Source organism: Quadrisphaera sp. INWT6, assembly GCF_015390235.1.
Taxonomy (GTDB): domain Bacteria; phylum Actinomycetota; class Actinomycetes; order Actinomycetales; family Quadrisphaeraceae; genus Quadrisphaera.
The window spans coordinates 774446-793671 of record NZ_VUOH01000002.1 but is presented as its reverse complement, the minus strand read 5'-3'; the positions used below and the strand labels follow the sequence as shown (position 1 = coordinate 793671).

20 protein-coding genes and 2 pseudogenes are annotated in these 19226 nt (G+C 76.7%); 16 read left to right on the top strand and 6 right to left on the bottom strand.

All coding sequences use genetic code 11. The annotated features are described in order from the left end of the window. The first annotated feature begins 144 nt into the window (after positions 1 to 144). From F1641_RS08595 to F1641_RS08585, 3 genes are all read left to right on the top strand, one after another. Positions 145 to 1152, top strand: coding sequence for a methyl-accepting chemotaxis protein (locus tag F1641_RS08595; RefSeq protein WP_309225483.1), 1008 nt, complete (start codon positions 145 to 147; stop codon positions 1150 to 1152). A gap of 65 nt (positions 1153 to 1217) precedes the next feature. Further along, positions 1218 to 2291 (top strand): SDR family oxidoreductase, encoded by a 1074-nt coding sequence (locus tag F1641_RS08590; RefSeq protein WP_194904449.1) that lies wholly within the window; start codon positions 1218 to 1220, stop codon positions 2289 to 2291. Between the two features lie 38 nt (positions 2292 to 2329). Beyond that, complete coding sequence (locus tag F1641_RS08585) at positions 2330 to 2758, top strand: hypothetical protein (RefSeq protein WP_194904447.1); 429 nt, start codon at positions 2330 to 2332, stop codon at positions 2756 to 2758. A 20-nt stretch (positions 2759 to 2778) separates the two neighbouring features. Here F1641_RS08585 and F1641_RS08580 read toward each other — a convergent pair whose 3' ends face one another. Next, positions 2779 to 3483, bottom strand: a complete 705-nt coding sequence (locus tag F1641_RS08580) for a hypothetical protein (RefSeq protein WP_194904445.1) — start codon at positions 3481 to 3483, stop codon at positions 2779 to 2781. Positions 3484 to 3574: 91 nt separating this feature from the next. Here F1641_RS08580 and hemL point away from each other — a divergent pair, with 91 nt between their 5' ends. From hemL to ccsB, 7 genes and pseudogenes are all read left to right on the top strand, one after another. Then, the gene (gene hemL, locus F1641_RS08575; RefSeq protein ID WP_194904443.1) at positions 3575 to 5104 is read left to right on the top strand and encodes a glutamate-1-semialdehyde 2,1-aminomutase; all 1530 of its coding nucleotides are present in this window, start codon (positions 3575 to 3577) and stop codon (positions 5102 to 5104) included. Further along, entirely contained in the window at positions 5104 to 6009 is a 906-nt protein-coding gene (locus tag F1641_RS08570) for a transglutaminase family protein (RefSeq protein ID WP_194904441.1), read from the top strand. The genes hemL and F1641_RS08570 overlap by 1 nt, the downstream gene beginning before the upstream one ends. A 98-nt stretch (positions 6010 to 6107) precedes the next feature. Next, the gene (locus F1641_RS08565) at positions 6108 to 6755 is read left to right on the top strand and encodes a histidine phosphatase family protein (protein ID WP_194904439.1); all 648 of its coding nucleotides are present in this window, start codon (positions 6108 to 6110) and stop codon (positions 6753 to 6755) included. Between the two features lie 454 nt (positions 6756 to 7209). Beyond that, positions 7210 to 7368, top strand: a complete 159-nt coding sequence (locus tag F1641_RS19780; protein ID WP_206690782.1) for a hypothetical protein — start codon at positions 7210 to 7212, stop codon at positions 7366 to 7368. Between the two features lie 11 nt (positions 7369 to 7379). Further along, positions 7380 to 8116: pseudogene (locus tag F1641_RS08555) on the top strand (cytochrome c biogenesis CcdA family protein). Position 8117: 1 nt separating this feature from the next. Next, positions 8118 to 9822 (top strand): annotated as a pseudogene (locus F1641_RS08550) (cytochrome c biogenesis protein ResB). Further along, the gene (ccsB, locus tag F1641_RS08545; RefSeq protein WP_309225482.1) at positions 9819 to 10841 is read left to right on the top strand and encodes a c-type cytochrome biogenesis protein CcsB; all 1023 of its coding nucleotides are present in this window, start codon (positions 9819 to 9821) and stop codon (positions 10839 to 10841) included. The pseudogene F1641_RS08550 and the gene ccsB overlap by 4 nt, the downstream one beginning before the upstream one ends. A gap of 39 nt (positions 10842 to 10880) precedes the next feature. Here the strand turns inward: ccsB and F1641_RS08540 are convergent, their stop codons facing one another. Beyond that, positions 10881 to 11159, bottom strand: coding sequence for a PLD nuclease N-terminal domain-containing protein (locus tag F1641_RS08540; RefSeq protein ID WP_194905024.1), 279 nt, complete (start codon positions 11157 to 11159; stop codon positions 10881 to 10883). Positions 11160 to 11205: 46 nt separating this feature from the next. Here F1641_RS08540 and F1641_RS08535 point away from each other — a divergent pair, with 46 nt between their 5' ends. After that, the gene (locus tag F1641_RS08535) at positions 11206 to 11514 is read left to right on the top strand and encodes a DUF4229 domain-containing protein (RefSeq protein ID WP_194904436.1); all 309 of its coding nucleotides are present in this window, start codon (positions 11206 to 11208) and stop codon (positions 11512 to 11514) included. A 30-nt stretch (positions 11515 to 11544) separates the two neighbouring features. Here the strand turns inward: F1641_RS08535 and F1641_RS08530 are convergent, their stop codons facing one another. The 3 genes from F1641_RS08530 to menE form a co-directional block, all read right to left on the bottom strand. Continuing rightward, positions 11545 to 12426: a 1,4-dihydroxy-2-naphthoate polyprenyltransferase gene (locus F1641_RS08530; protein WP_194904434.1), complete on the bottom strand. Its 882-nt coding sequence runs from the start codon at positions 12424 to 12426 to the stop codon at positions 11545 to 11547. 16 nt (positions 12427 to 12442) lie between these two features. After that, entirely contained in the window at positions 12443 to 13204 is a 762-nt protein-coding gene (locus F1641_RS08525; RefSeq protein WP_206690780.1) for a class I SAM-dependent methyltransferase, read from the bottom strand. 311 nt (positions 13205 to 13515) lie between these two features. Next, positions 13516 to 14694 (bottom strand): o-succinylbenzoate--CoA ligase, encoded by a 1179-nt coding sequence (menE, locus tag F1641_RS08520; RefSeq protein WP_206690935.1) that lies wholly within the window; start codon positions 14692 to 14694, stop codon positions 13516 to 13518. Between the two features lie 74 nt (positions 14695 to 14768). Here menE and F1641_RS08515 point away from each other — a divergent pair, with 74 nt between their 5' ends. Continuing rightward, a complete protein-coding gene (locus F1641_RS08515; RefSeq protein ID WP_194904432.1) occupies positions 14769 to 15713 on the top strand; it encodes a DMT family transporter in 945 nt (314 codons plus the stop codon). Here F1641_RS08515 and F1641_RS08510 read toward each other — a convergent pair. Continuing rightward, positions 15690 to 16652, bottom strand: coding sequence for an exopolyphosphatase (locus F1641_RS08510; RefSeq protein WP_194904430.1), 963 nt, complete (start codon positions 16650 to 16652; stop codon positions 15690 to 15692). The two genes, F1641_RS08515 and F1641_RS08510, sit on opposite strands and share 24 nt — an antisense overlap. A gap of 122 nt (positions 16653 to 16774) precedes the next feature. On the opposite strand from F1641_RS08510, the gene F1641_RS08505 reads away from it, so the two are divergent. The 4 genes from F1641_RS08505 to F1641_RS08490 all read left to right on the top strand — a co-directional run bounded on the left by F1641_RS08505 (position 16775) and on the right by F1641_RS08490 (position 19172). Beyond that, positions 16775 to 17194, top strand: coding sequence for a hypothetical protein (locus tag F1641_RS08505; RefSeq protein ID WP_194904427.1), 420 nt, complete (start codon positions 16775 to 16777; stop codon positions 17192 to 17194). A gap of 80 nt (positions 17195 to 17274) precedes the next feature. After that, positions 17275 to 17556: a DUF6343 family protein gene (locus tag F1641_RS23075; RefSeq protein ID WP_194904425.1), complete on the top strand. Its 282-nt coding sequence runs from the start codon at positions 17275 to 17277 to the stop codon at positions 17554 to 17556. Positions 17557 to 17579: 23 nt separating this feature from the next. Next, the gene (locus F1641_RS08495) at positions 17580 to 18077 is read left to right on the top strand and encodes a DUF1992 domain-containing protein (RefSeq protein ID WP_194904423.1); all 498 of its coding nucleotides are present in this window, start codon (positions 17580 to 17582) and stop codon (positions 18075 to 18077) included. A gap of 60 nt (positions 18078 to 18137) precedes the next feature. Further along, a complete protein-coding gene (locus F1641_RS08490; RefSeq protein WP_194904421.1) occupies positions 18138 to 19172 on the top strand; it encodes a LacI family DNA-binding transcriptional regulator in 1035 nt (344 codons plus the stop codon). Positions 19173 to 19226 lie beyond the last annotated feature (54 nt).

Here is a 19226-nt window from a genome sequence, read left to right as displayed (position 1 = left end):
CCTGCCTCCCCGTCAGGGCCGGTGACCGGGTCATCGGGACCATGGACTTCTTCACCACCGACCTCCTGGTCATGTCGCCCCACCGCCTCGACGCGCCTCCGGGCCGTCTCCACCCTGGTCTCGCAGGCCGTCGAGCGCCTCGCCGTGCTCGAGGACGTCGCCGAGACGGCCAAGGACGTCGCGGCCTCCAGCGCCGTCCTGCGCGCCATGAGCGGGGCCAGCAGCGTCGAGCAGGTGCTCAGCCGGGTGCTGGACACCATCCGCGAGGGCTTCGGCTGGAGCTACGGCTCCTACTGGGCGGTCGACCGGACCGGCCCCCGGGCCCTGCTGCGCTTCGCGCAGGAGTCCGGCAGCGCCGGTGAGGAGTTCCGCCGCGTCACGGCCGGCGCCACCTTCGTGGAGGGCACCGGCCTGGCCGGCCGCGCCTGGGCCGCGCGCGACCTCGTCTTCGTGCCCGACCTGGCCCAGGTCACCGACTGCGTGCGCGCTCCCGCCGCCGCCCGCGCCGGCGTCAGGGCGGGCGTCTGCCTGCCCGTCGTCGTCGGCCAGGAGGTCGTCGGCACCCTCGACTTCTTCACCACCTCCGACCGCGCCCTGAGCGACGGCCGCCGGGAGGCCCTGCGCAACGCGGCCTTCCTCCTCGCGCAGGGGCTGGACCGCATCGCCGCCTCCGACCGCCTGGCCGAGGCCGGGCGCGACCTGGGCATCTCCATCGAGGAGGTGGAGCGCAACGTCGTCGCCGCCACCGGCGTCGCCCAGCGGGGGGCCGCCGTGGCCGCGGCCGCCGACGAGCACGCGGCCGGGCTGGCGCAGTCGTCGGAGGCGATCTCCAAGGTGGTCGCCCTGATCTCGGGCATCGCCTCCCAGACCAACCTGCTGGCGCTGAACGCCACGATCGAGGCCGCCCGCGCCGGCGAGGCCGGCCGCGGCTTCGCCGTGGTGGCCCACGAGGTCAAGGAGCTGGCCAGCGAGACCGCCCGCGCCACCGCGGACGTCGACGCCCAGGTGGGCGCGATCCAGTCGCAGGTGGAGGCCGTGACGACGGCGCTGCACGAGATCACCCGCGCCGTCGAGGAGATCAACGAGACCCAGGGCATCATCAGCGGCGTCCTCACCGAGCAGGTCGCCGTGACCAAGGCGATCCTCGCCTGACGAGCCCGACGGGCCCGGGGCGCTCCTGGCGGGCGCCCCGGGCCCGTCGCGGTGAGGATCGGGGCATGACCAGCTCCAGCGCGCCGGGCTCCGACCACCAGCTCCTCGACGACCGCGCCGCGCCCTCCCGGCGCGGCACCGCTGTCGTCACCGGCGGCTCCGCGGGGCTGGGGCGGGCGGTCGTGCGCGACCTCGCCGCCCGCGGCTGGGACGTGGCCGTCCTCGCCCGCGACCCCGAGCAGCTGGCCGGCACCGTCCGCGAGGTCGCCGAGGCGGGGCGCCGCGGGCTCGGCGTGGTCTGCGACGTCGCCGACCGCGAGCAGGTCGAGGCCGCCGCCGACCGCGTCGAGGCCGAGCTCGGCCCCGTCGAGGTCTGGGTCAACAACGCCATGGCCAGCGTCTTCGCCCCCTTCGTCGACACCGACCCCGCCGACTTCGAGCGCGCCACCGCCGTCACCTACCTCGGCCAGGTGCACGGCACCCGCGCGGCCCTGCGGCTGATGCGCCCCCGCGACCGGGGCCACGTGCTGCAGGTCGGCTCGGCCCTGGCCTACCGCGGCATCCCGCTGCAGGCCGCCTACTGCGGAGCGAAGCACGCCGTCGCCGGCTTCACCGACTCGGTGATGACCGAGCTGCGGGCCGAGGGCAGTCGCGTGAAGGTCTCCGTGGTCCACATGCCCGGGATGAACACCACGCAGTTCACGTGGGTGCGCACGACGATGCCGAAGCACCCACAGCCCGTCGCGCCGATCTACCAGCCCGAGGCCTGCGCCGCCGTGGTCGGGCACGTCCTCGACCACCCGCGGGCGCGCACCTGGGTGGGGGAGTCGACCGTCTACACGGTGCTCGGCAGCTGGCTGGCGCCGTGGTTCGTCGACAGGTACCTGGCGCGCACCGGGATCCCCGGGCAGCAGACCGACCAGCCCGCCTCGACGATGGCCGGCGACTACCTCGACGAGCCCGTGCCCGGCGACCTCGGCGCCCACGGCGAGTTCGACGAGCAGGCGTGGAGCACCAGCCCGCAGGTGTGGCTGCAGCAGCGCCGCCGCACCGTCGACGTCGCCGGCACCGTCGCCCTGGCGGCCGGCGCCGCCGCGGGCGCCGTGGCGGGCGTGCGGGCCCTGGCCCGGCGCCGGTGAGCCCCGCCGCGGACCGGGGGAAGAGCCCCTGGCGCGGGGTGGCGAGGACCCGCCCGCTCGAGCTGGCGCGCGGCGCCTGGGGCCTGGCCCTGCTGGTCGCGCCCCGCCGGGTGCTGGCCGCGGTCGGCGAGCGCGCCCCCGACCGGCGCACCGTCGTCGTCACCCGGGTCCTGGGAGGCCGCCACCTCGTGCAGGCCCTCGTCACGGGCCTCGCTCCGACCCGGGCGGTGCTCGCCGACGGCGCGTGGGTCGACGGCGTCCACGCCCTCACGGCCGTCGGGCTCGCTGCGAGCGACCGCCCCCGGGCCCGCCTGGCGCTCCTGGACGCGGGCGTCGCCGGCACCTGGTCGCTCCTGACCCGCGCCGCCGCCCGGCGGAGCCCCCCGCCCGACGGACCGGCGACGGTGTGGAGCGACCGCCTCGCGCGCGTCGTCCACCCCCTGCTGCCGGGCGCACCCCGCCTCTGACCCCTCGTGCACGACCGCGGTCAGGCGCCGGGGTCGAGCACCAGGAACGCGCCGGTGGCGGCGTACCACCCGGCGTCCAGCAGCAGGCCGAGCCCCACGAGCGCCAGCGCGCCCGTGACGAGGTGCCGCACGAGGGGGCGGGCGCGGCCCCACCAGCGGGTGAACAGGGCGACGGCGCGCTCGTGACCGCCCCGGGCCACGGCGACCACCAGCACCACCAGCGGGGCCTGGCTGACCACCGACCAGGTGGTGTGGGCCGCCAGCACCTCCCACCACGGCTCGCCGCGCCCCGCCAGCACCACGAGCCCGACGTAGGAGGGGTCGAGCACGGCGCCGGCGGTGAAGAGCGCGCCGACGCCCAGCAGCCCCGCGCCGCTGCGGGTGCTGGGGGTGCGGCGCCGGGGCGCCTCGTCGGCCGGGTCGGCCGGAGGGCGGCGCAGGCGCACCACCGCCCACGCCAGCGCCGCGAGGCCGGCGAGCGCCTCGAGCACGGCCGTGACCGGGCCCCCGGGCACGGCGGCGCCCCAGTCGACGTCGGCCAGGCCGGCGCCGGCGGTCAGGGACAGCGCCGTCCCCAGGAGCGCCGTGAGGACCACGACGAGGACGCCGAAGGCCACCACCGGGCGGGCCCGGGTGCCCGCGGCCAGGGCGGCGGCCGCGATGAGCGCCCCGGCGGGGTCGAGCCCCGCGAGGCCCAGGCCGAGCGCAGCGACGAGCAGGCCCACGGGGCCACGCTAGGGGAGGCGGGCCCCACCGGCGGGACGGCGGGCGGGTGCCGGACGGGTGGCTCCCGCGGCCAGCGGCGAGGATGGGCCGGTGAGCACGACCGAGCGCCCCACCGACCTCACCCCCGCTCCCGCCTCCGCGGCGCTGTTCGAGCGCGCCAGCGCCGTCCTGCCCGGCGGGGTGAACTCGCCGGTGCGCGCGTTCCGCGCGGTGGGCGGCACGCCCCGCTTCACCGCGTCGGCGCAGGGCCCGTGGCTCACCGACGCCGACGGCGTGCGCCGCGTCGACCTCGTGGGCTCGTGGGGGCCGATGATCCTGGGCCACACCCACCCCGCCGTGCTCGACGCAGTCCGCGGGGCCGCGGCCCGGGGCTTCTCCTACGGCACGCCCAGCGAGGGCGAGGTTGCGCTCGCCGAGGAGCTGGTGGCGCGCGTGGAGCCGCTGGAGCAGGTGCGCCTGGTCAGCTCCGGCACCGAGGCCACCATGAGCGCCATCCGCCTGGCCCGCGGCTTCACCGGCCGCCCCCTCGTGGTGAAGTTCGCCGGCTGCTACCACGGCCACGTCGACGCCCTCCTGGCCTCGGCGGGCTCCGGGCTCGCCACCTTCGCCCTGCCGGACACCCCCGGCGTCACCCGCGAGAGCGCCGCCGAGACCCTCGTGCTGCCCTTCAACGACGTCGCGGCCCTGGAGGAGGCGTTCGCCGCCCACGGCGACCGCATCGCCTGCGTCATCACCGAGGCCGCCGCCGGCAACATGGGCGTCGTGCCGCCCGCTCCGGGGTGGACCGCCGCGCTGCTGCGCGAGACCCGCCGCGCCGGCGCGCTGCTCATCAGCGACGAGGTCATGACCGGCTTCCGGCTCTCCCGCGCAGGCTGGTACGGCCTCGAGGGCGCGCAGGACGTCGACGGTGAGCGGCGCTCGCCCGACCTGTTCACCTTCGGCAAGGTCATGGGCGGCGGCTTCCCCGTCGCCGCGTTCGGCGGCCGCGCCGACGTCATGGCCCACCTCGCCCCGGCCGGTCCCGTCTACCAGGCGGGCACCCTCTCGGGGAACCCCGTCGCCGCCGCCGCCGGCCTGACCACGCTGCAGCTGTGCACGCCGGAGGTCTACTACCGCGTCGACGCCGTCGCCGCCACCATCCGGGACGCGGCGTCCGCGGCGCTCGCGGCCGAGGGCGTGCCCCACACCCTGGGCGTGGCCGGCAGCATGTTCAGCGTCTTCTTCACCGACGTGGACGTCGTCGACTACGACACCGCCCGGACCCAGGACGCCGGCGCGTTCGCCGCCTTCTTCCACGCGATGCTCGACGCCGGGGTGCACCTGCCGCCGTCGTGCTACGAGTCGTGGTTCTGCTCCGCGAGCCACGACGCCGAGGCCGTCGGCGTCGTCCTGGACGCCCTGCCCCTCGCGGCGCGGGCGGCGGCGCAGCCCAGGGGCGCTGACGACTCGGCGTCGTTCACCCGTCCGGCTCAAGCAGGGGGGCCGGTCCGCCGATGTGCAACGTGCCGGGCGGCCCGGCGCAACACCGCGGAAACGCCAGACGTGCAGCATCTGTCCATGAACCCGCTCGTCACCGTGCGACGGGTCTCCGGCAGCGCTGCTGAGGGAGCCCTCCTGTGATGCTCGACGCGCTCAGCGCCCCCCTGCTCGCCGCTCGCACCGCCGAGCTCGACGCGGCCGCGAAGGTCACCTACCGGCTGGAGCAGACCTTCCGGTACTCCTACGACGCGCCCGTGGACGACCTGCGCCACCGCCTCGTCGTCATGCCGCCGGCCCGCCACGGCGACGTCCACCGCCGCCTCGCCACCCTCACCGTCTCCGGCGTGCCCGCGCGCCGCCACCGCCGCACCGACCGCCGCGACCGCTGGGGCAACGAGACCACCGACGTCCACGCCCCCCGCGTCACCGACCACGTCGAGTTCCGCCTCGCCGCCGTGCTCGAGCGCGTCGTCGGCTCCGGCGCCGTCGAGCTGCCCTGGGCCCGCCTGCGCGACGCCCGCCTGCTCACCGCCACGCCGCTGACCGCCCCCGACGCCGCCATCGTCGAGCTGGCCGAGTCGCTGCGCCGCCCCGAGAACCCCCTCGAGACCGCCGAGCGCGTCTGCTCCGCCGTCCACGCCGCTTCACCTACCGCAACGGGACGACGACGACCCGCACCACCGCCGCCGAGGCGCTCGGCGGGCGGCGTCGGGGTCTGCCAGGACTACGCGCACGTGATGATCGCCGTGATGCGCCACCTCGGGATCCCCACGCGCTACGTCTCGGGGCACCTCATCGGCCAGGGCGGCACGCACGCCTGGGTCGACGTCGTGGTCCCGGGCAACCGCGCCGACGGCGGCCTGGGCGCCGTCGCGGTCGCCTTCGACCCCTGCAACGACAAGCGCGCCGGCGCCGGTCACCTGACCGTCGCCGTGGGCCGCGACTACACCGACGTCGCACCCACCTCGGGCAGCTTCAGCGGCCCCGGCGTCCGGGGGACGCTGACCTCCACCCGCGACCTGGGGGTCGTCAGCCTCTCGGTGTGACGCCGGGTGTGACGTCGGGTGTGACGCCGGGTGTGACGTCGGGCGCAGCCCCGCCGCGGGTCGCACCGGCACCCAGGTGCGGGTGGGATGCTGGCGGCATGGCCCTGACCGCCGTCCACCTGCTGCGCCACGGCGAGGTGCACAACCCCGCGCGCGTGCTCTACGGGCGCCTGCCGGGCTACCACCTGTCCGAGCGCGGTCACGCGATGGCGCGCCTGGTCGCCGACACCCTCGCCGCCGAGGGCGCCGACGTGGTGGAGGTCGTCGCCTCGCCGCTGCAGCGCGCCCAGGAGACCGCGGCCCCCGTGGGCGCGGCCTTCGGGCTCCAGGTCGGCACCGACGAGCGGCTCATCGAGGCCGACAACCACTTCGAGGGCCTCACCTTCGCGTCGGGGCGGGCTCGCTGGCCCGGCCCCAGCACTGGTGGTCGCTGCGCAACCCGCTGCGCCCCTCGTGGGGGCGAGCCGTACGCCGAGCAGGCCGAGCGCGTGCTCGCCGTGGCCCGCGAGGCCGCCGCCCGCAACGCCGGCCACGAGACGGTGCTCGTGGCCCACCAGCTGCCCATCTACAGCGCCCGCCGCCGCGCCGAGGGCCGCCGCCTCTGGCACGACCCGCGCAAGCGCGAGTGCACCCTGGCCAGCCTCACCACCCTCCGCTTCGACGGCACGGCCCTGGTGGGGGTGGACTACCGCGAGCCCGCCGCCTCGCTGCTGCCGGGCGCGGTCGACACCGCGGGCGCCGCGTGAGCCCGGTGGACCCCCGCAGCCCCCTCAGCCGGCGCGCCCTCCTGGCCGGCGCCGGGCTGCTGCCCGTCGCGGTGCTCGCGGCCTGCACCCCCGAGCTCGGGGCGACCGGCCCCGACACCGGCAACCAGCAGGGCTTCGTCGGTGGCGACGGCGCCTTCCGGGTCGTCGCTCCCGAGGAGCGCGGAGACCCGGTGGCCCTCAGCGGGGAGACCACCCACGGCGACACCGTCGACATCGCCTCCTGGCGCGGTCAGGTCGTGGTCCTCAACGTCTGGTACGCCGACTGCGCCCCCTGCCGCACCGAGGCCCCGACCTCGCCGCCATCGCGGGGGAGTCTCCGGACGTCCAGTTCCTCGGCATCAACACCGAGGACCGCCAGGACCGGGCCCGCTCCTTCGAGGAGAAGTTCAAGATCCCCTACCCCAGCCTGCTCGACGCCGACAGCGGCCAGGCGGTGCTGGCCCTGCGGGGGACCATCCCGCCGCAGGCGGTGCCCTCGACCGTCATCCTCGACGCCGAGGGCCGCCCCGCGGCGCGCATCGTCGGCAAGGCGGCGAAGGACGTGCTGCGCGGTCTGATCGCCGACGTGAAGGCGTCGGGCGGCTCCGCGTGAGCGCTGCCGAGCTGTTCCAGGGGACGGCGGCCAGCGGGCCGCTGCTCCTCGCGGTGCTGGTCGCCGCGGTGGCGGGGGCGGTGAGCTTCGCCTCCCCGTGCGTCCTGCCGCTCGTGCCGGGCTACCTCGGGTACGTCACCGGGCTGCGCGGCGTCGAGCTGGAGCAGCAGCGCCGCAGCCGGGTGGTGCTCGGGCCGTGCTCTTCGTGCTCGGGTTCACGGCGGTCTTCGTCGCGCTGGGCTCGCTCTTCGGGTCGTTCGGAGCGCTGCTCCAGGCCAACGAGGTGTCGCTGTCCCGCTGGCTGGGCGTCGTCGTCATCGCCATGGGGCTCGTCTTCCTCGGCGTCGTGCCCGGAGCCCGCGGTGAGGCGCGGGTGCGCTGGCGGCCCGCCGCCGGCCTGGCCGGCGCCCCGCTGCTCGGCGTGGTCTTCGGGCTGGGCTGGACGCCGTGCATCGGCCCGACCCTCGCCGTGGTGCTGACGCTGGCCACCGACGCCGGCACGGCCTCCCGGGGCGCCCTGCTCACCTTCGCCTACTGCCTGGGCCTCGGGCTGCCCTTCGTGCTGGTGGCGATCGGGCTCGGCCGCTCCCAGCGGGTCCTCGGCCTGCTGCGCCGCCACCACGTGCTGCTGTCGCGCCTCGGCGGCGTCGCGCTCGTGGTCTTCGGGGTGCTGCTGGTGACGGGCCTGTGGAGCGCCTGGATGGGCGACGTGCGGGGCGTCCTCGCGAGCTACGAGACGGTGGTCTGACATGACGACGACGCAGGAGCGCCGCGCCCCGGTGCCCGACCCGCCCGAGCTCGACCCGGCGCCCGTGGGCCTGGGGCTGCTCGGCTGGGCCCGCTGGACCTGGCGGCAGCTGACGAGCATGCGCACCGCGCTGCTGCTGCTCATGCTGCTGGCGGTGCTGGCAGTGCCGGGGTCGCTCTTCCCGCAGCGCAACATCGACCAGGTCCGCGTGGCCGACTACTTCGAGCAGCACCCCGACCTTGCGCCGTGGCTCGACCGGCTGAGCCTGTTCGACGTCTACTCCTCGCCGTGGTTCTCGGCGGTCTACCTGCTGCTGTTCATCAGCCTCGTGGGCTGCGTGCTGCCGCGCACCAGGGTGCACCTGGCCAACCTGCGCCAGCCGCCGCCGCGGACCCCGGCCCGCCCTGTCCCGGCTGCCCGAGCACCGCAGCGTCGAGGTGGCGTCGAGCCCCGAGCAGGTGCTCGACGCCGCGCGCGCTGTGCTGCGCGAGCGCAGGTACCGCACCGCCGAGCACGCCGGACCCGGAGGGCCCTCGCTCGCCGGCCAGCGCGGAGAGCTGCGCGAGACCGGCAACCTGCTCTTCCACCTGGCGCTCGTGGGCGTGCTCGTCGCCGTCGCCGTCGGCGGCCTGTGGGGCTACCGGGCGCAGGTCATCGTGCCGGTGGGCGGCTCCTACGTGAACCAGACCACCAACCTCGACACGTGGGACCCGGGCGCCCTCGTCAGCGGTGACTCGCTGCCGCCGTTCAGCTTCAGCCTCGACGCCCTGCACGTCTCCTTCGACGACGACGAGGGCAGCAGCCAGTACGGCGCTCCGCGCAGCTTCTCGGCCGACACGACCCTGACCGAGACCCCGGGCGCGGCGCCCGTCGAGCGCACCATCCGGGTCAACGAGCCGCTGCGGGCGGCCGGCGCGTCCGTCTACCTCGCGGGCAACGGCTACGCGCCCGTCCTGACCGTCCGCGACGGTGACGGGAACCCCGTCTTCAGCCAGCCGACGCCGTTCCTCGTGCAGGACGCGAACTACTCGTCGACGGGCGTCATCAAGGTGCCCGACTCCCCGACGGGCCAGGTGGGCCTGCAGGGGATCTTCCTGCCGACCGCCGCGCTGGGCACCGACGGGATGCCGGCGTCGTCCTTCCCGGACGCCCGCGACCCGGTGCTCTACCTCACCGTGTGGACCGGCGACCTGGGCCTCGACGACGGCGTGCCCCAGAACGTCTACGAGCTCGACACCTCGAAGATGACGCTGATCACCACCGGCGACGGCATCCCCGTGCGCCTGCGGCTCGAGCCCGGGCAGACCGCGCAGCTGCCCGACGGCCTCGGCTCGGTGACCTTCGACTCCCTCGACCGCTACGCCGGCTTCACCGTCCGCCACGACCCGGCGCGCGGCGCCGCGCTCGTCTTCTCCCTGCTGGCGATCGCGGGGCTGACGGCTTCGCTCTTCGTGCCCCGCCGCCGGCTCTGGCTGAGGGCCGGTGCCGTCGCCGCGGGCGCGCCCGACGGCGGCCCGTCGTCGGAGTCCGGACGTACCCTGGTCGAGGTGGGGGCCCTGGCCCGCAGCGAGGACCACGGCCTGGCCGGTGAGGCCGACGCCGTCCTGGCCGCCGTCCTGGCCCGCCTCGACGAGCAGCCAGCACGCCAGCCCGAGCACCCCCAGCAGCCCCCGCAGCAGCACCGACCTGAGGAGAGCGCCCCGTGAGCGTCGACACGACGCTGGCCTCGACCAGCAACTCCCTCGTGTACTCGGCGATGGCCGTCTACGCCGTGGCGCTGGGGGCGAGCGCCTTCGACCTCGCCACCCTGGGCGAGAAGGTCGGCGCCAAGCGCCGTGCCGCGAGCCGGTCGGCGGCGCGCCGCGAGGAGCTCGTGCCGCAGGCCGCCGGTGTCGGCACCATCACGGTGGGCCGCACGACGGCGCCCACGGGCCCGGCACCGCTGGCCGAGGACGGCACGCCCCGCAAGGCCGCCGGCATCGCGACCTCGCTCACGGTGCTGGCCCTCCTGCTGCACCTGGGCGGCGTGGTCACCCGCGGCCTCTCGGCGCACCGCGCGCCCTGGGGCAACATGTACGAGTTCTCCGTGACGGGCACCGCCGTCGTCGTGCTGGTCTACCTGGCCGTGCTGTCGCGGCGCGACATCCGCTGGCTCTCGACGTTCGTGCTCGCGCCGGTGCTGCTGAGCCTCGGGCTCGCGGTCGCGGTGCTCTACACCGACTCCGCGCCGCTCGTGCCGGCGCTGCAGAGCTTCTGGCTGATCATCCACGTCTCGATCGCGTTCGTGAGCTCAGCGCTGTTCGTGCTCGCCTTCTCCACCACGGTGCTCCAGCTGGTGCAGGAGCGCCGCGAGGTCCAGCGGGCTCAGGGGCGCCCCACGGGGGCCGGGCGGTTCATGGAGGCGCTGCCGCCCTCGGCCGACCTCGAGCGGCTCAGCTACCGGCTGATCGCCATCTCGTTCCCGCTGTGGGCGTTCACGCTGGTGGCGGGCGCCATCTGGGCCGAGGTGGCCTGGGGCCGGTACTGGAACTGGGACCCCAAGGAGGTGTGGACCTTCATCATCTGGGTGGTCTACGCCGCCTACCTCCACGCCCGCGCCACCGGTGGCTGGGGCGGGCGCCGCGCGGCGTACCTGTCCATCGCCGGCTTCGCCTGCCTGATGGTCAACTACGGCGTCGTGAACGTCTTCTTCCCCGGCAACCACTCCTACTCCGGCCTCAGCTGACCGGAGGCGCTCCGCGGAGCGGGGCCTCGGCGCGCGGCCTCAGAGGTCGCCGAGGTCCTTGCGGTCCAGCGAGCGCAGGAAGTCCTCGTCGTCGTCGGGGCCCTTCGGGGCGCTGCCGCGCGACGAGGGCTGCGCGGGACCGGAGCGGCGGTGCGACCGCCCGGCCACGAGCCACGCCAGCGGCCCGACGACGGGCAGCAGCACGATGACCGCCACCCACACCGGGACGGGCAGCCCGCGGACCTCTGACCCGGTGGTGCGCAGGCAGTCGACCAGCGCGTAGATGCCCAGCAGGAGGGCTGCGAGGGCTACCAGCATCGGCACCCGTCGATGGTAAGCACGTCGTCCACCTACGCTCGTCGTCGTGTCGCCCTACGCCCGCTACGCGATCCTGCGGATCCTCCTCTTCGCCGTCGTCCTGTTCATCGGGTACGCGGTCGGGATGCGGGAGTTCCTGCTCATCGTCTTCGCGCTGGTGGTCTCCGCCGTGCTGTCCTACCTGCTGCTCGGCGGCCCGCGCCAGGCGCTGGTCGAGAAGCTGCAGCAGCGCACCGCCCGTCGGCACGAGCGCGCGGTCGAGCGCCAGGAGCAGCGCGCGGCGTCCGGCAAGCGGAGCCGCAGTGACGAGGACAACGCCGCCGAGGACGCCGACGACGACTCCCGCCGCGGCTGAGCCGGCTGGCGCGCCCGCCGGCCGGGCCCGTCAGAGCAGCGTCGCGAGCCCCAGGGCGACGGCCAGCAGCAGGGCGTAGGCCAGCTCCAGCTGGCCCGTGCCGCCCAGCACCGGCACGAGGTCGCGGCCGGTGGCCCCGCCGCGCACCACGCGCACCGCAGCCACGGCCAGCGGGACGGTGAGCAGGGGGAGCAGCGCGAACGGCGTCGTCCGCGCCGGCACGGACAGCAGCAGGTACGGCAGCACCAGCAGCGCCGTGTAGAGGGTGCGGGTGCGGGCCTCGCCCAGGCGCACGGCGAGGGTGCGCTTGCCGGCGACGGCGTCGGTGGGCACGTCGCGCAGGTTGTTGGCCACGAGGATGGCGCACGCGAGCGACCCGACGGCCACGGCGCCGACGAGGGCGTCTCCCGAGAGCCGCCCGGCCTGGGTGTACGTGGTGCCGAGCACCGCGACCAGCCCGAAGAAGAGGAAGACGAACACCTCGCCCAGGCCCGCGTACCCGTAGGGGCGGGGGCCACCGGTGTAGGTCCAGGCGGCGACGACGGCGAGCGCCCCGACCACCAGCAGCCACCACGCGCCGCTGAGGGCCACCAGGGCCACCCCGGCGACCGCCGCGACGCCGAAGGAGAGCAGCGCCGCGCGGAGCACCTGCCGCGGCGGGGCCGCGCCCGAGCCGGTCAGGCGCAGCGGGCCGACGCGGTCGGCGTCCGTGCCGCGGACGCCGTCGGAGTAGTCGTTGGCGTAGTTGACGCCCACCTGGAGCGCGAGGGCCACGACCGCGGCGAGCAGGGCCCGCCCGGCGTGCGCCGCGCCCAGGGCCGCCGCCGCTCCGGTGCCCACCAGCACCGGTGACAGCGCCGCCGGGAGGGTCCGGGGACGGGCACCGGCGACCCACTGCCCTGCGCTCGCCACCGGGGGAGCGTAGGTGTCACGCGCGGCGGGCGCGCCAGCAGGTGGTCGTGTACGGCACCGGGACGGTCTCCCGCCCCGCCGTGTCGGGGTGCGTGGCGAGCAGCTGGCGGACCTCGTCGAGCACCCGCCGGCGCTCCGCCGGCTCGGCCGTCATCACGTAGCTGCGGCTCGCCGCCAGCCCGACGACGTCCTCGGGGGACAGGTCGTGGGTCCACCGGTCGGTGGTCAGGCGCTCGGCGTCGACCAGGGGAGCACCGATCTGCGGCTCCTCGGAGCGCTGCGCCATGTGCGGGGCGGGGGCGAGCAGGTCGCCGAGGGCCGCCACCCACGGCTCGCTCTCGTCGCGGCGGTTCCACAGCAGGCCCAGCCGGCCGCCGGGCGCGAGCACCCGACCCACCTCGGTGCTGGCCCGCTCGGGGTCGACCCAGTGCCAGGCCTGCGCGAGCACCACGAGGTCCAGCGACGCGTCGGGGAGCGGGAGCTGCTCCCCGGTGCCCACGAACGTCGGCACCCCGGGCACGTCGGCGTGCAGCTGCGCGAGCATCTGGGCGTCGGGGTCGACGGCGACCACCTCCAGACCCCGCTCCACCAGCCGCGCCGTGAGCGCTCCGGCGCCCGCGCCGACGTCGGCCGCCCGCAGCCGCCGCTCACCGAAGGACCCGGTGAGGCCCTCCAGCAGCCAGTCGACGGCCTGTGCGGGGTAGGTCGGGCGCACCGCGGCGTAGCCGGCGGCGCCGGCGCCGAAGGACAGGGCGTGCGAGGGGTCGGGTGTCACCACGCCTCCACCCTGCACCCCCTCGCGACGATCATGCGCGTGAGCGCCAGGTGCGCTGGCGGTCGGCGGGGTCGTGGCGCTGAGGTGCGTGATCGTCGCGGGGAGGGGGGCGTGGTGGGGAGGGTGGTGCCCGGTGGGTGTCTTGGTGCCCGGGTCGGGGAGCTCTTCCCGGGCACGGGTCCACCCAGTGGGCACGCCCTCACCCGTCGTCGTCGCTTCCGCTCCCTCCGCGACGATCATGCGCGTGAGCGCCAGGTGCGCTGGTGGTCGGCGGGGTCGTGGCGCTGAGGTGCGTGATCGTCCCGGGGAGGGGGTCAGGTACCCAGGAGGCGGGCGGCCAGGTCGGCCGCGGCGCGGCGGTCTGGCTTGCCGATCCCGCGCACGGGCACCGCCTCCACCGCGAGCACGTCGCGCGGGGCCGACGCCGCTCCCAGCTCCTCGCGGACGGCGGCGCGCACCTCCTCCAGGGACGGCGCACCACCGGCGCCCGGCACCACGAGCGCCACGACCCGCTGCCCCCACTCCGGGTCGGGCACGCCCACCACCAGTGCGTCGGCCACCCCGGGCAGGCCGGCCAGCACCCGCTCCACCGCGAGCGGCGCCACCTTGCGGCCCCCGGTGACGAGGACGTCGTCCAGGCGGCCCAGCACCGACAGGCGCCCCTCGGCGTCGACGGCGCCCAGGTCGCTCGTGGCGTACCAGCGCCGCCCACCGCGCTGCACGAAGGTCTCGGCGGTCAGGTCCGGACGGCCCCGGTAGCCGGTGGCGAGCACGGGACCGGTGAGCAGCACCCGGCCGTCGTCGTCCAGCGCGACGTCCACCCCGTCGAGGGCGACGCCGTCGTACACGCAGCCGCCCGAGGTCTCCGTGGAGCCGTAGGTCCGCACGACGCGCACCCCGGCCCCCGCGGCCCGCGCCAGCAGGGGGGCGGGCGCGGCGGCCCCTCCGAGCAGCACGGCGTCGAGGTGCGCCAGTGCAGCGGCCGCTGCGGGCACCTCGAGGGCCCGGGCCAGCTGCGTCGGCACGAGCGAGGCGTACTGGCGACCGCGCTCCCCGCCGTCGTGCAGCGCCGCGACCCCCGCCGCGAGCGCCTCGGGGTCGCCGGGCGGGACGACGACGGGCTCGGTGCCCGCCACCGCGCTGCGCACGAGCACCTGCCACGCGGCGACGTGCTCCAGCGGCAGGGCCAGCAGCCAGCGACCGTGTCCGCCGAGGCGCGCCGCGGTGGCCCGCGCGGAGGCGGTCAGCGCGGCGCCGGCGAGCTCCACCGCCTTGGCCTCCCCGGTGGAGCCGGAGGTGGCCAGCACGAGGGCGGTCCCGGCGTCGACCGGCTCCTCGACGCGGGCGGCGGCGCGCAGCCGGTCGGCGGCTGCCGGGTCCGCGGGGAGGGGCAGCAGCGCGGGGCCGGAGCCCGCGAGCGCGTCGCGCAGGGCGTCCAGCAGCCCTGCGACCGGTGCTGCGCCACCGCCCGGGGCGACGACGACCTCGCGCAGGCTCCGCGGCCCGGACACGTCCACCCGGCCACGGTAGGCGCGGCCCGGCCGGGCGGTGCAGCGAGGATGGGGCCGTGGCTGCTGCTCCGCTGGACGACCGGCGCGCGGCGGGCACCGCGCTCGCCCTCGGGTCGAGCGCCTCCAGCCAGACGGGCGCCGCGGTGGGCGCCCTGGCCTTCGACGGGCTGGGCGTGCCCGGCGTCGTCGCCGTCCGCCAGGTCGTGGCCGCGCTCGTCCTCAACGCCGTCGTGCGCTGGTCGCCGAGGTCGCTGGACCGGCGCACGTGGGGGCTGGTCGCCGTCCTCGCCGCGGTGATGGGCCTGATGAACCTCACCATCTACCTGGCCGTCGACAGGATCGGCCTGGGCCTCGCGGTCACCATCGAGTTCCTCGGCCCGCTGGGCGTGGCGGTGGCCACCTCGCGCCGCCTGCTCGACGTGCTGGCCGCCGCCGCGGCCGCCGTCGGCGTGCTCGTGCTGGTCGCGCCGGGGCCCTCGAGCGACCTGCTGGGCATCGCGCTGGCCCTGGCCGCCGCGGCCGCGTGGGCCGGCTACATCCTGCTCAGCCGCGCCGTGGCGGCCCGGGTGCCCGGCGTGCAGGGCGCCGCCGCCGCGGCGACGGTCCTCGCCGGTGCGTGGGCGCTGCCGGTGCTGGTGGTCGTGCTGCTCGCCCGCCCGCCGCTGGAGGCGCTGGCCCTCGCGGCGGCCTGCGGCCTGCTGTCCTCCGCGCTGCCCTACGCGCTGGACCTGCCCGCGCTGCGGATGCTGCCGGCGTCGGTGTACTCGACGCTGGCGAGCGCCAACCCCGTGTGGGCCTTCCTCGCGGGCGCGCTGGTGCTCCGCGAGGGCGTGGCGCTGCACGAGGTGGTGGGTGCCGCGCTCGTCGTCGTCGCCAACCTCGTGGCGACGGCCCTGCCGGTCCGCCGCCGCGCCGGGGGCGTGGCGGCGGACGCGGCGGCGGAGGTGGGAGACCCCGAGGGCCTCCCGCCGGGGGTGTCAGGCCGGGACGGGGTGGCGTGAGCCCGACAGCGAGGTGATGACCTCGGCGAGCACGCGCTCGGAGTCCTCGTGGGGCACCTGGCAGGTGCCGGCCGCCTCGTGGCCGCCTCCGCCGTGCCGCAGGGCGACGGCGCCGATGTCGGCGGTGGAGGTCCTGTCGAGGATGGAGCGGCCCATCGCCAGGACGGTGTTCTGCCTGCCGCGGCCCCAGATGACGTGCACGGAGACGCGCGCGGCGGGGAAGAGCGCGTAGACCAGGAACCGGTTGCCCGCGTGGATGACGTCCTCGTCGCGCAGGTCGACCACCACGACGTCGTCGTGGAGCGTGCTCACGCGCAGCAGCTGGGCGGCGAACTGCTCGGCCTGCGCCTCGTAGAGGGCCACGCGCTCGGCGACGTCGGGCAGCGCGAGGATCTCCTCGGCGTCGGCGTGCTGGGTGCAGTGGTCGATCATCTGCATCATCAGGTCGTAGTTGGAGATCCGGAACTCCCGGAAGCGGCCCAGGCCGGTGCGGGAGTCCATGAGGAAGTTGAGCAGCGCCCAGCCGGTGGGGCGCAGCACCTCCTCCAGCGAGTACTGCGCGGAGTCGGCCTGGTCGACGGCCGTCATCAGCGACTCGGGCACCTGCGGGAAGGCCGCGGCACCGCCGAAGTGGTCGTAGACCACGCGCGCCGCCGACGGCGCGTGCTCGACGATGACGTGCGCGGCCGCGCCCGGCGCGGGCGTCCCGTTGCGCAGGGCCTCGCTGTGGTGGTGGTCGAAGACCGTGTGCGCCCGCGGGTCGTACGGCAGGTTGGTGAGCAGGTCGCGGCCGGTGATCTCCACGGCGCCGTCCTGCACGTCCTTCGGGTGCACGAAGGTGATGTCGTCGATGAGGTCGAGGTGCTTCAGCAGCACGGCGCAGACGAGCCCGTCGAAGTCGGAGCGGGTGACGAGGCGGTGGCGAGCGGCAGACGGCATGTCCTGGGTCTCGGCAGGTGTCCTGGACACCTGGACCCCTCGGGGCGTCCCACCCCCGGGTGACGGCGCGCCCGCGGAGCGGGCCACCCGGGTGGGCTACAGCCCCTGCCGATGACACTCCCGTGAGCAGCGAGCTGTCGAGGAGCGTCCGAGCCACCCCGCCCGGCTCCGGCGTCCACGACCTGCAGGCCGCCTGCGACCAGCTCGTCGCGACCGCGGCCGACCCCGCCGCCGCCCGCGCCCTGCTCGTGCGGGTGTGGGCGCTGGGTGCCGCGACCGCCGACGGACTGCTCGCCGACCTGTGCGACGTCGCCGCCACCAGCGCGGCGCGCGCCGGCACCGAGCCCGACGCCGCCGCGCTCCTCGACGCGCTGGGCCGCCACGAGGAGGCCGCCCGCGTGCGCGAGGCCGTCCGGCGCGGCCTGGACGACCACCAGCGGTCCGCTGGTGCCGCCGCCCGGGTCGAGGCCGCGCGCAGGGCCGCCCGCGTCGCCGCCCGCCTCGCCGAGGTCTCCCGGCACCGCCGGCTGGCCGCCGTCTGAGCCGCCGTCTGAGCCGCCGTCTGAGCCGCCGTCTGAGCCGCTGGCTGAGCAGGACCCCGCCGTCCGGGTAGGGGAGGCGTGTGGAACGACGACGAGGCAGCGCCGGGCAGGGTCCCGGGTGGTGGGGCCGGGGCGGCCCCTCGTGGAGCGAGCAGCACGGCGGACCCCCGGTGCGCAGCGCCCTGACCCTGCGGCTGGTGCTGGCGGCCTTCGGGCTGCTGCTGTGGGGCGGGGCGTCCCTGTGGGTCGCTGCGGCCGGCGGACCCACCTGGCTGCTCCTCCTCACGGCGTTCGCGGCGGTCGGGTTCGCCGTCGACCTGGTGGTGGTCGCGCGGCGCAAGCGCCGCGGCGAGCCGGGGTGAGCTCCCCGGGCGACCATGGACGGGTGGGTCCTCGCAAGCCGCCGGGCGTCAGCTACGAGTCGTGGGTCGACCGCCAGGTGCGCGAGGCCGCCGAGCGCGGCGCCTTCGAGGGGCTGAGCGCCGCCGGCAAGCCCCTCGACCCGGCCCTGCTCACCCAGACCGCGGGGGAGTGGGCCGTGGAGTGGGCGCGCCGCGAGGGCGCCGACATGACGGCGGCCCTCCCCCCGGCGCTGGCCCTGCGGCGCGAGCGCCAGGAGCTGGTCGACGCCGTGCCCGGCAAGCCCACCGAGGAGGCCGTGCGCGCGGCGGTCGAGCACTTCAACGAGCGCCTCGACGCGGCCTACCGCCGCCCGCAGGAGGTGCCGCCGGTGGCGCTGGCCTTCGTGGACGTCGAGCGGCAGCTCGCGCGGTGGCGCGAGGTGCACCCCCGGGAGCCCGTCGCGCCCGAGGCGCCGCCGCAGGCGGCCGCAGCGCAGCGCCCGTGGTGGGCCCGGGCCCGTTCCCGTCGACGGTCCGTCTGACCCCTGCCGGCCGTGCTCCGCCGGCGGCCCGCGGGCGCGGCCCAGGGCATCATCGAGCGCGTGAGCGCTCGGGTGACCCTGTCCGACGTCGCCGCGCGCGCCGGCGTCTCGCGGGCCACCGCGTCCCTCGTGCTGCGCGGCGAGGGGCGGATCGCGGACGCCACGCGCGAGCGCGTGCACGCCGCCATGGCCGAGCTGGGCTACGTCTACGACCGCGTGGCCGCCGCCATGCGCTCCCAGCACGCGCCGGTGGTGGGCGTGGTGGTCAGCGACATCACCAACCCCTTCTTCGCGCAGGCCCTCGTCGGTGTGCAGGCGGCGCTGCGCGAGGAGGGGTACCTGCCGCTGCTCGCGAACGCCGCGCACGACCTGGCCCAGCAGGCCGAGCTGCTCGGGCTGCTGCGCGAGCACCGCGTGGCCGGCCTCGTGCTCGCGCCGGTCGCGGGCACACCGGCCTCGCTGGTCGACGAGCTGCGGGCCTGGGGCCTCGAGCACGTGCTGCTCACCCAGCCCGTCGACGGGGCCCGCACGTGGACCGTCGCCCCCGACGACCGGCTCGGGGGCCGGCTGGCCGCCGAGCACCTGCTGGAGGTCCACGGGTGCCGGCGGCTGGTGCTGGTCGGGGCGTCGCACGACGTCGCCAGCGCCCGGCTGCGCGAGGCCGGCGTCCACGACGCCGTCGCGGGTGTGCAGGGGGCGCAGGTCGTCGCGGCGCTGGGGTGGCTCCATGACGACCCGACGGGCCTGCGCCTCGGCCGGGAGGCGCTGGCCGGCCCGCTGTCCCAGGACGACGACGGGGGCCGCGCCCCCGACGGCGCCGTCTGCTTCAGCGACGTCCACGCGACGGGCCTGCTGAGGGCGCTGCGCGAGGCGGGCCGGCCTGGCGCGCTGCCGGTGACCGGGTACGACGACATCCCCGCCGCCGCCCTCTACGAGCCGCCGCTGACGACGGTCTCCACCCACGGCGAGCAGCTGGGCCGCACCGCCGCGGAGGGGCTGGTCCACCGGCTGCGGGAGCCGTCCGGGGGCGAAGCAGCGCTGGAGCTGGCGGTGCCGCCGCGGCTCGTGGTGCGGCAGTCGTGCGGATGCGCGTGACACGCGTGGTGGATCGATCTAGCATCGGCGGCGCAGCACCCGGCGACCCGCTCA

Bases quoted from the DNA above. Each gene is read 5' to 3' on its own strand.
- F1641_RS08590 (WP_194904449.1), top strand. From the start codon at position 1,218: ATGACCAGCTCCAGCGCGCCGGGCTCCGACCACCAGCTCCTCGACGAC.
- F1641_RS08570 (WP_194904441.1), top strand. From the start codon at position 5,104: ATGCTCGACGCGCTCAGCGCCCCCCTGCTCGCCGCTCGCACCGCCGAG.
- F1641_RS08565 (WP_194904439.1), top strand. From the start codon at position 6,108: ATGGCCCTGACCGCCGTCCACCTGCTGCGCCACGGCGAGGTGCACAAC.
- F1641_RS08540 (WP_194905024.1), bottom strand. From the start codon at position 11,159: ATGCTGGTAGCCCTCGCAGCCCTCCTGCTGGGCATCTACGCGCTGGTC.
- F1641_RS08510 (WP_194904430.1), bottom strand. From the start codon at position 16,652: ATGCCGTCTGCCGCTCGCCACCGCCTCGTCACCCGCTCCGACTTCGAC.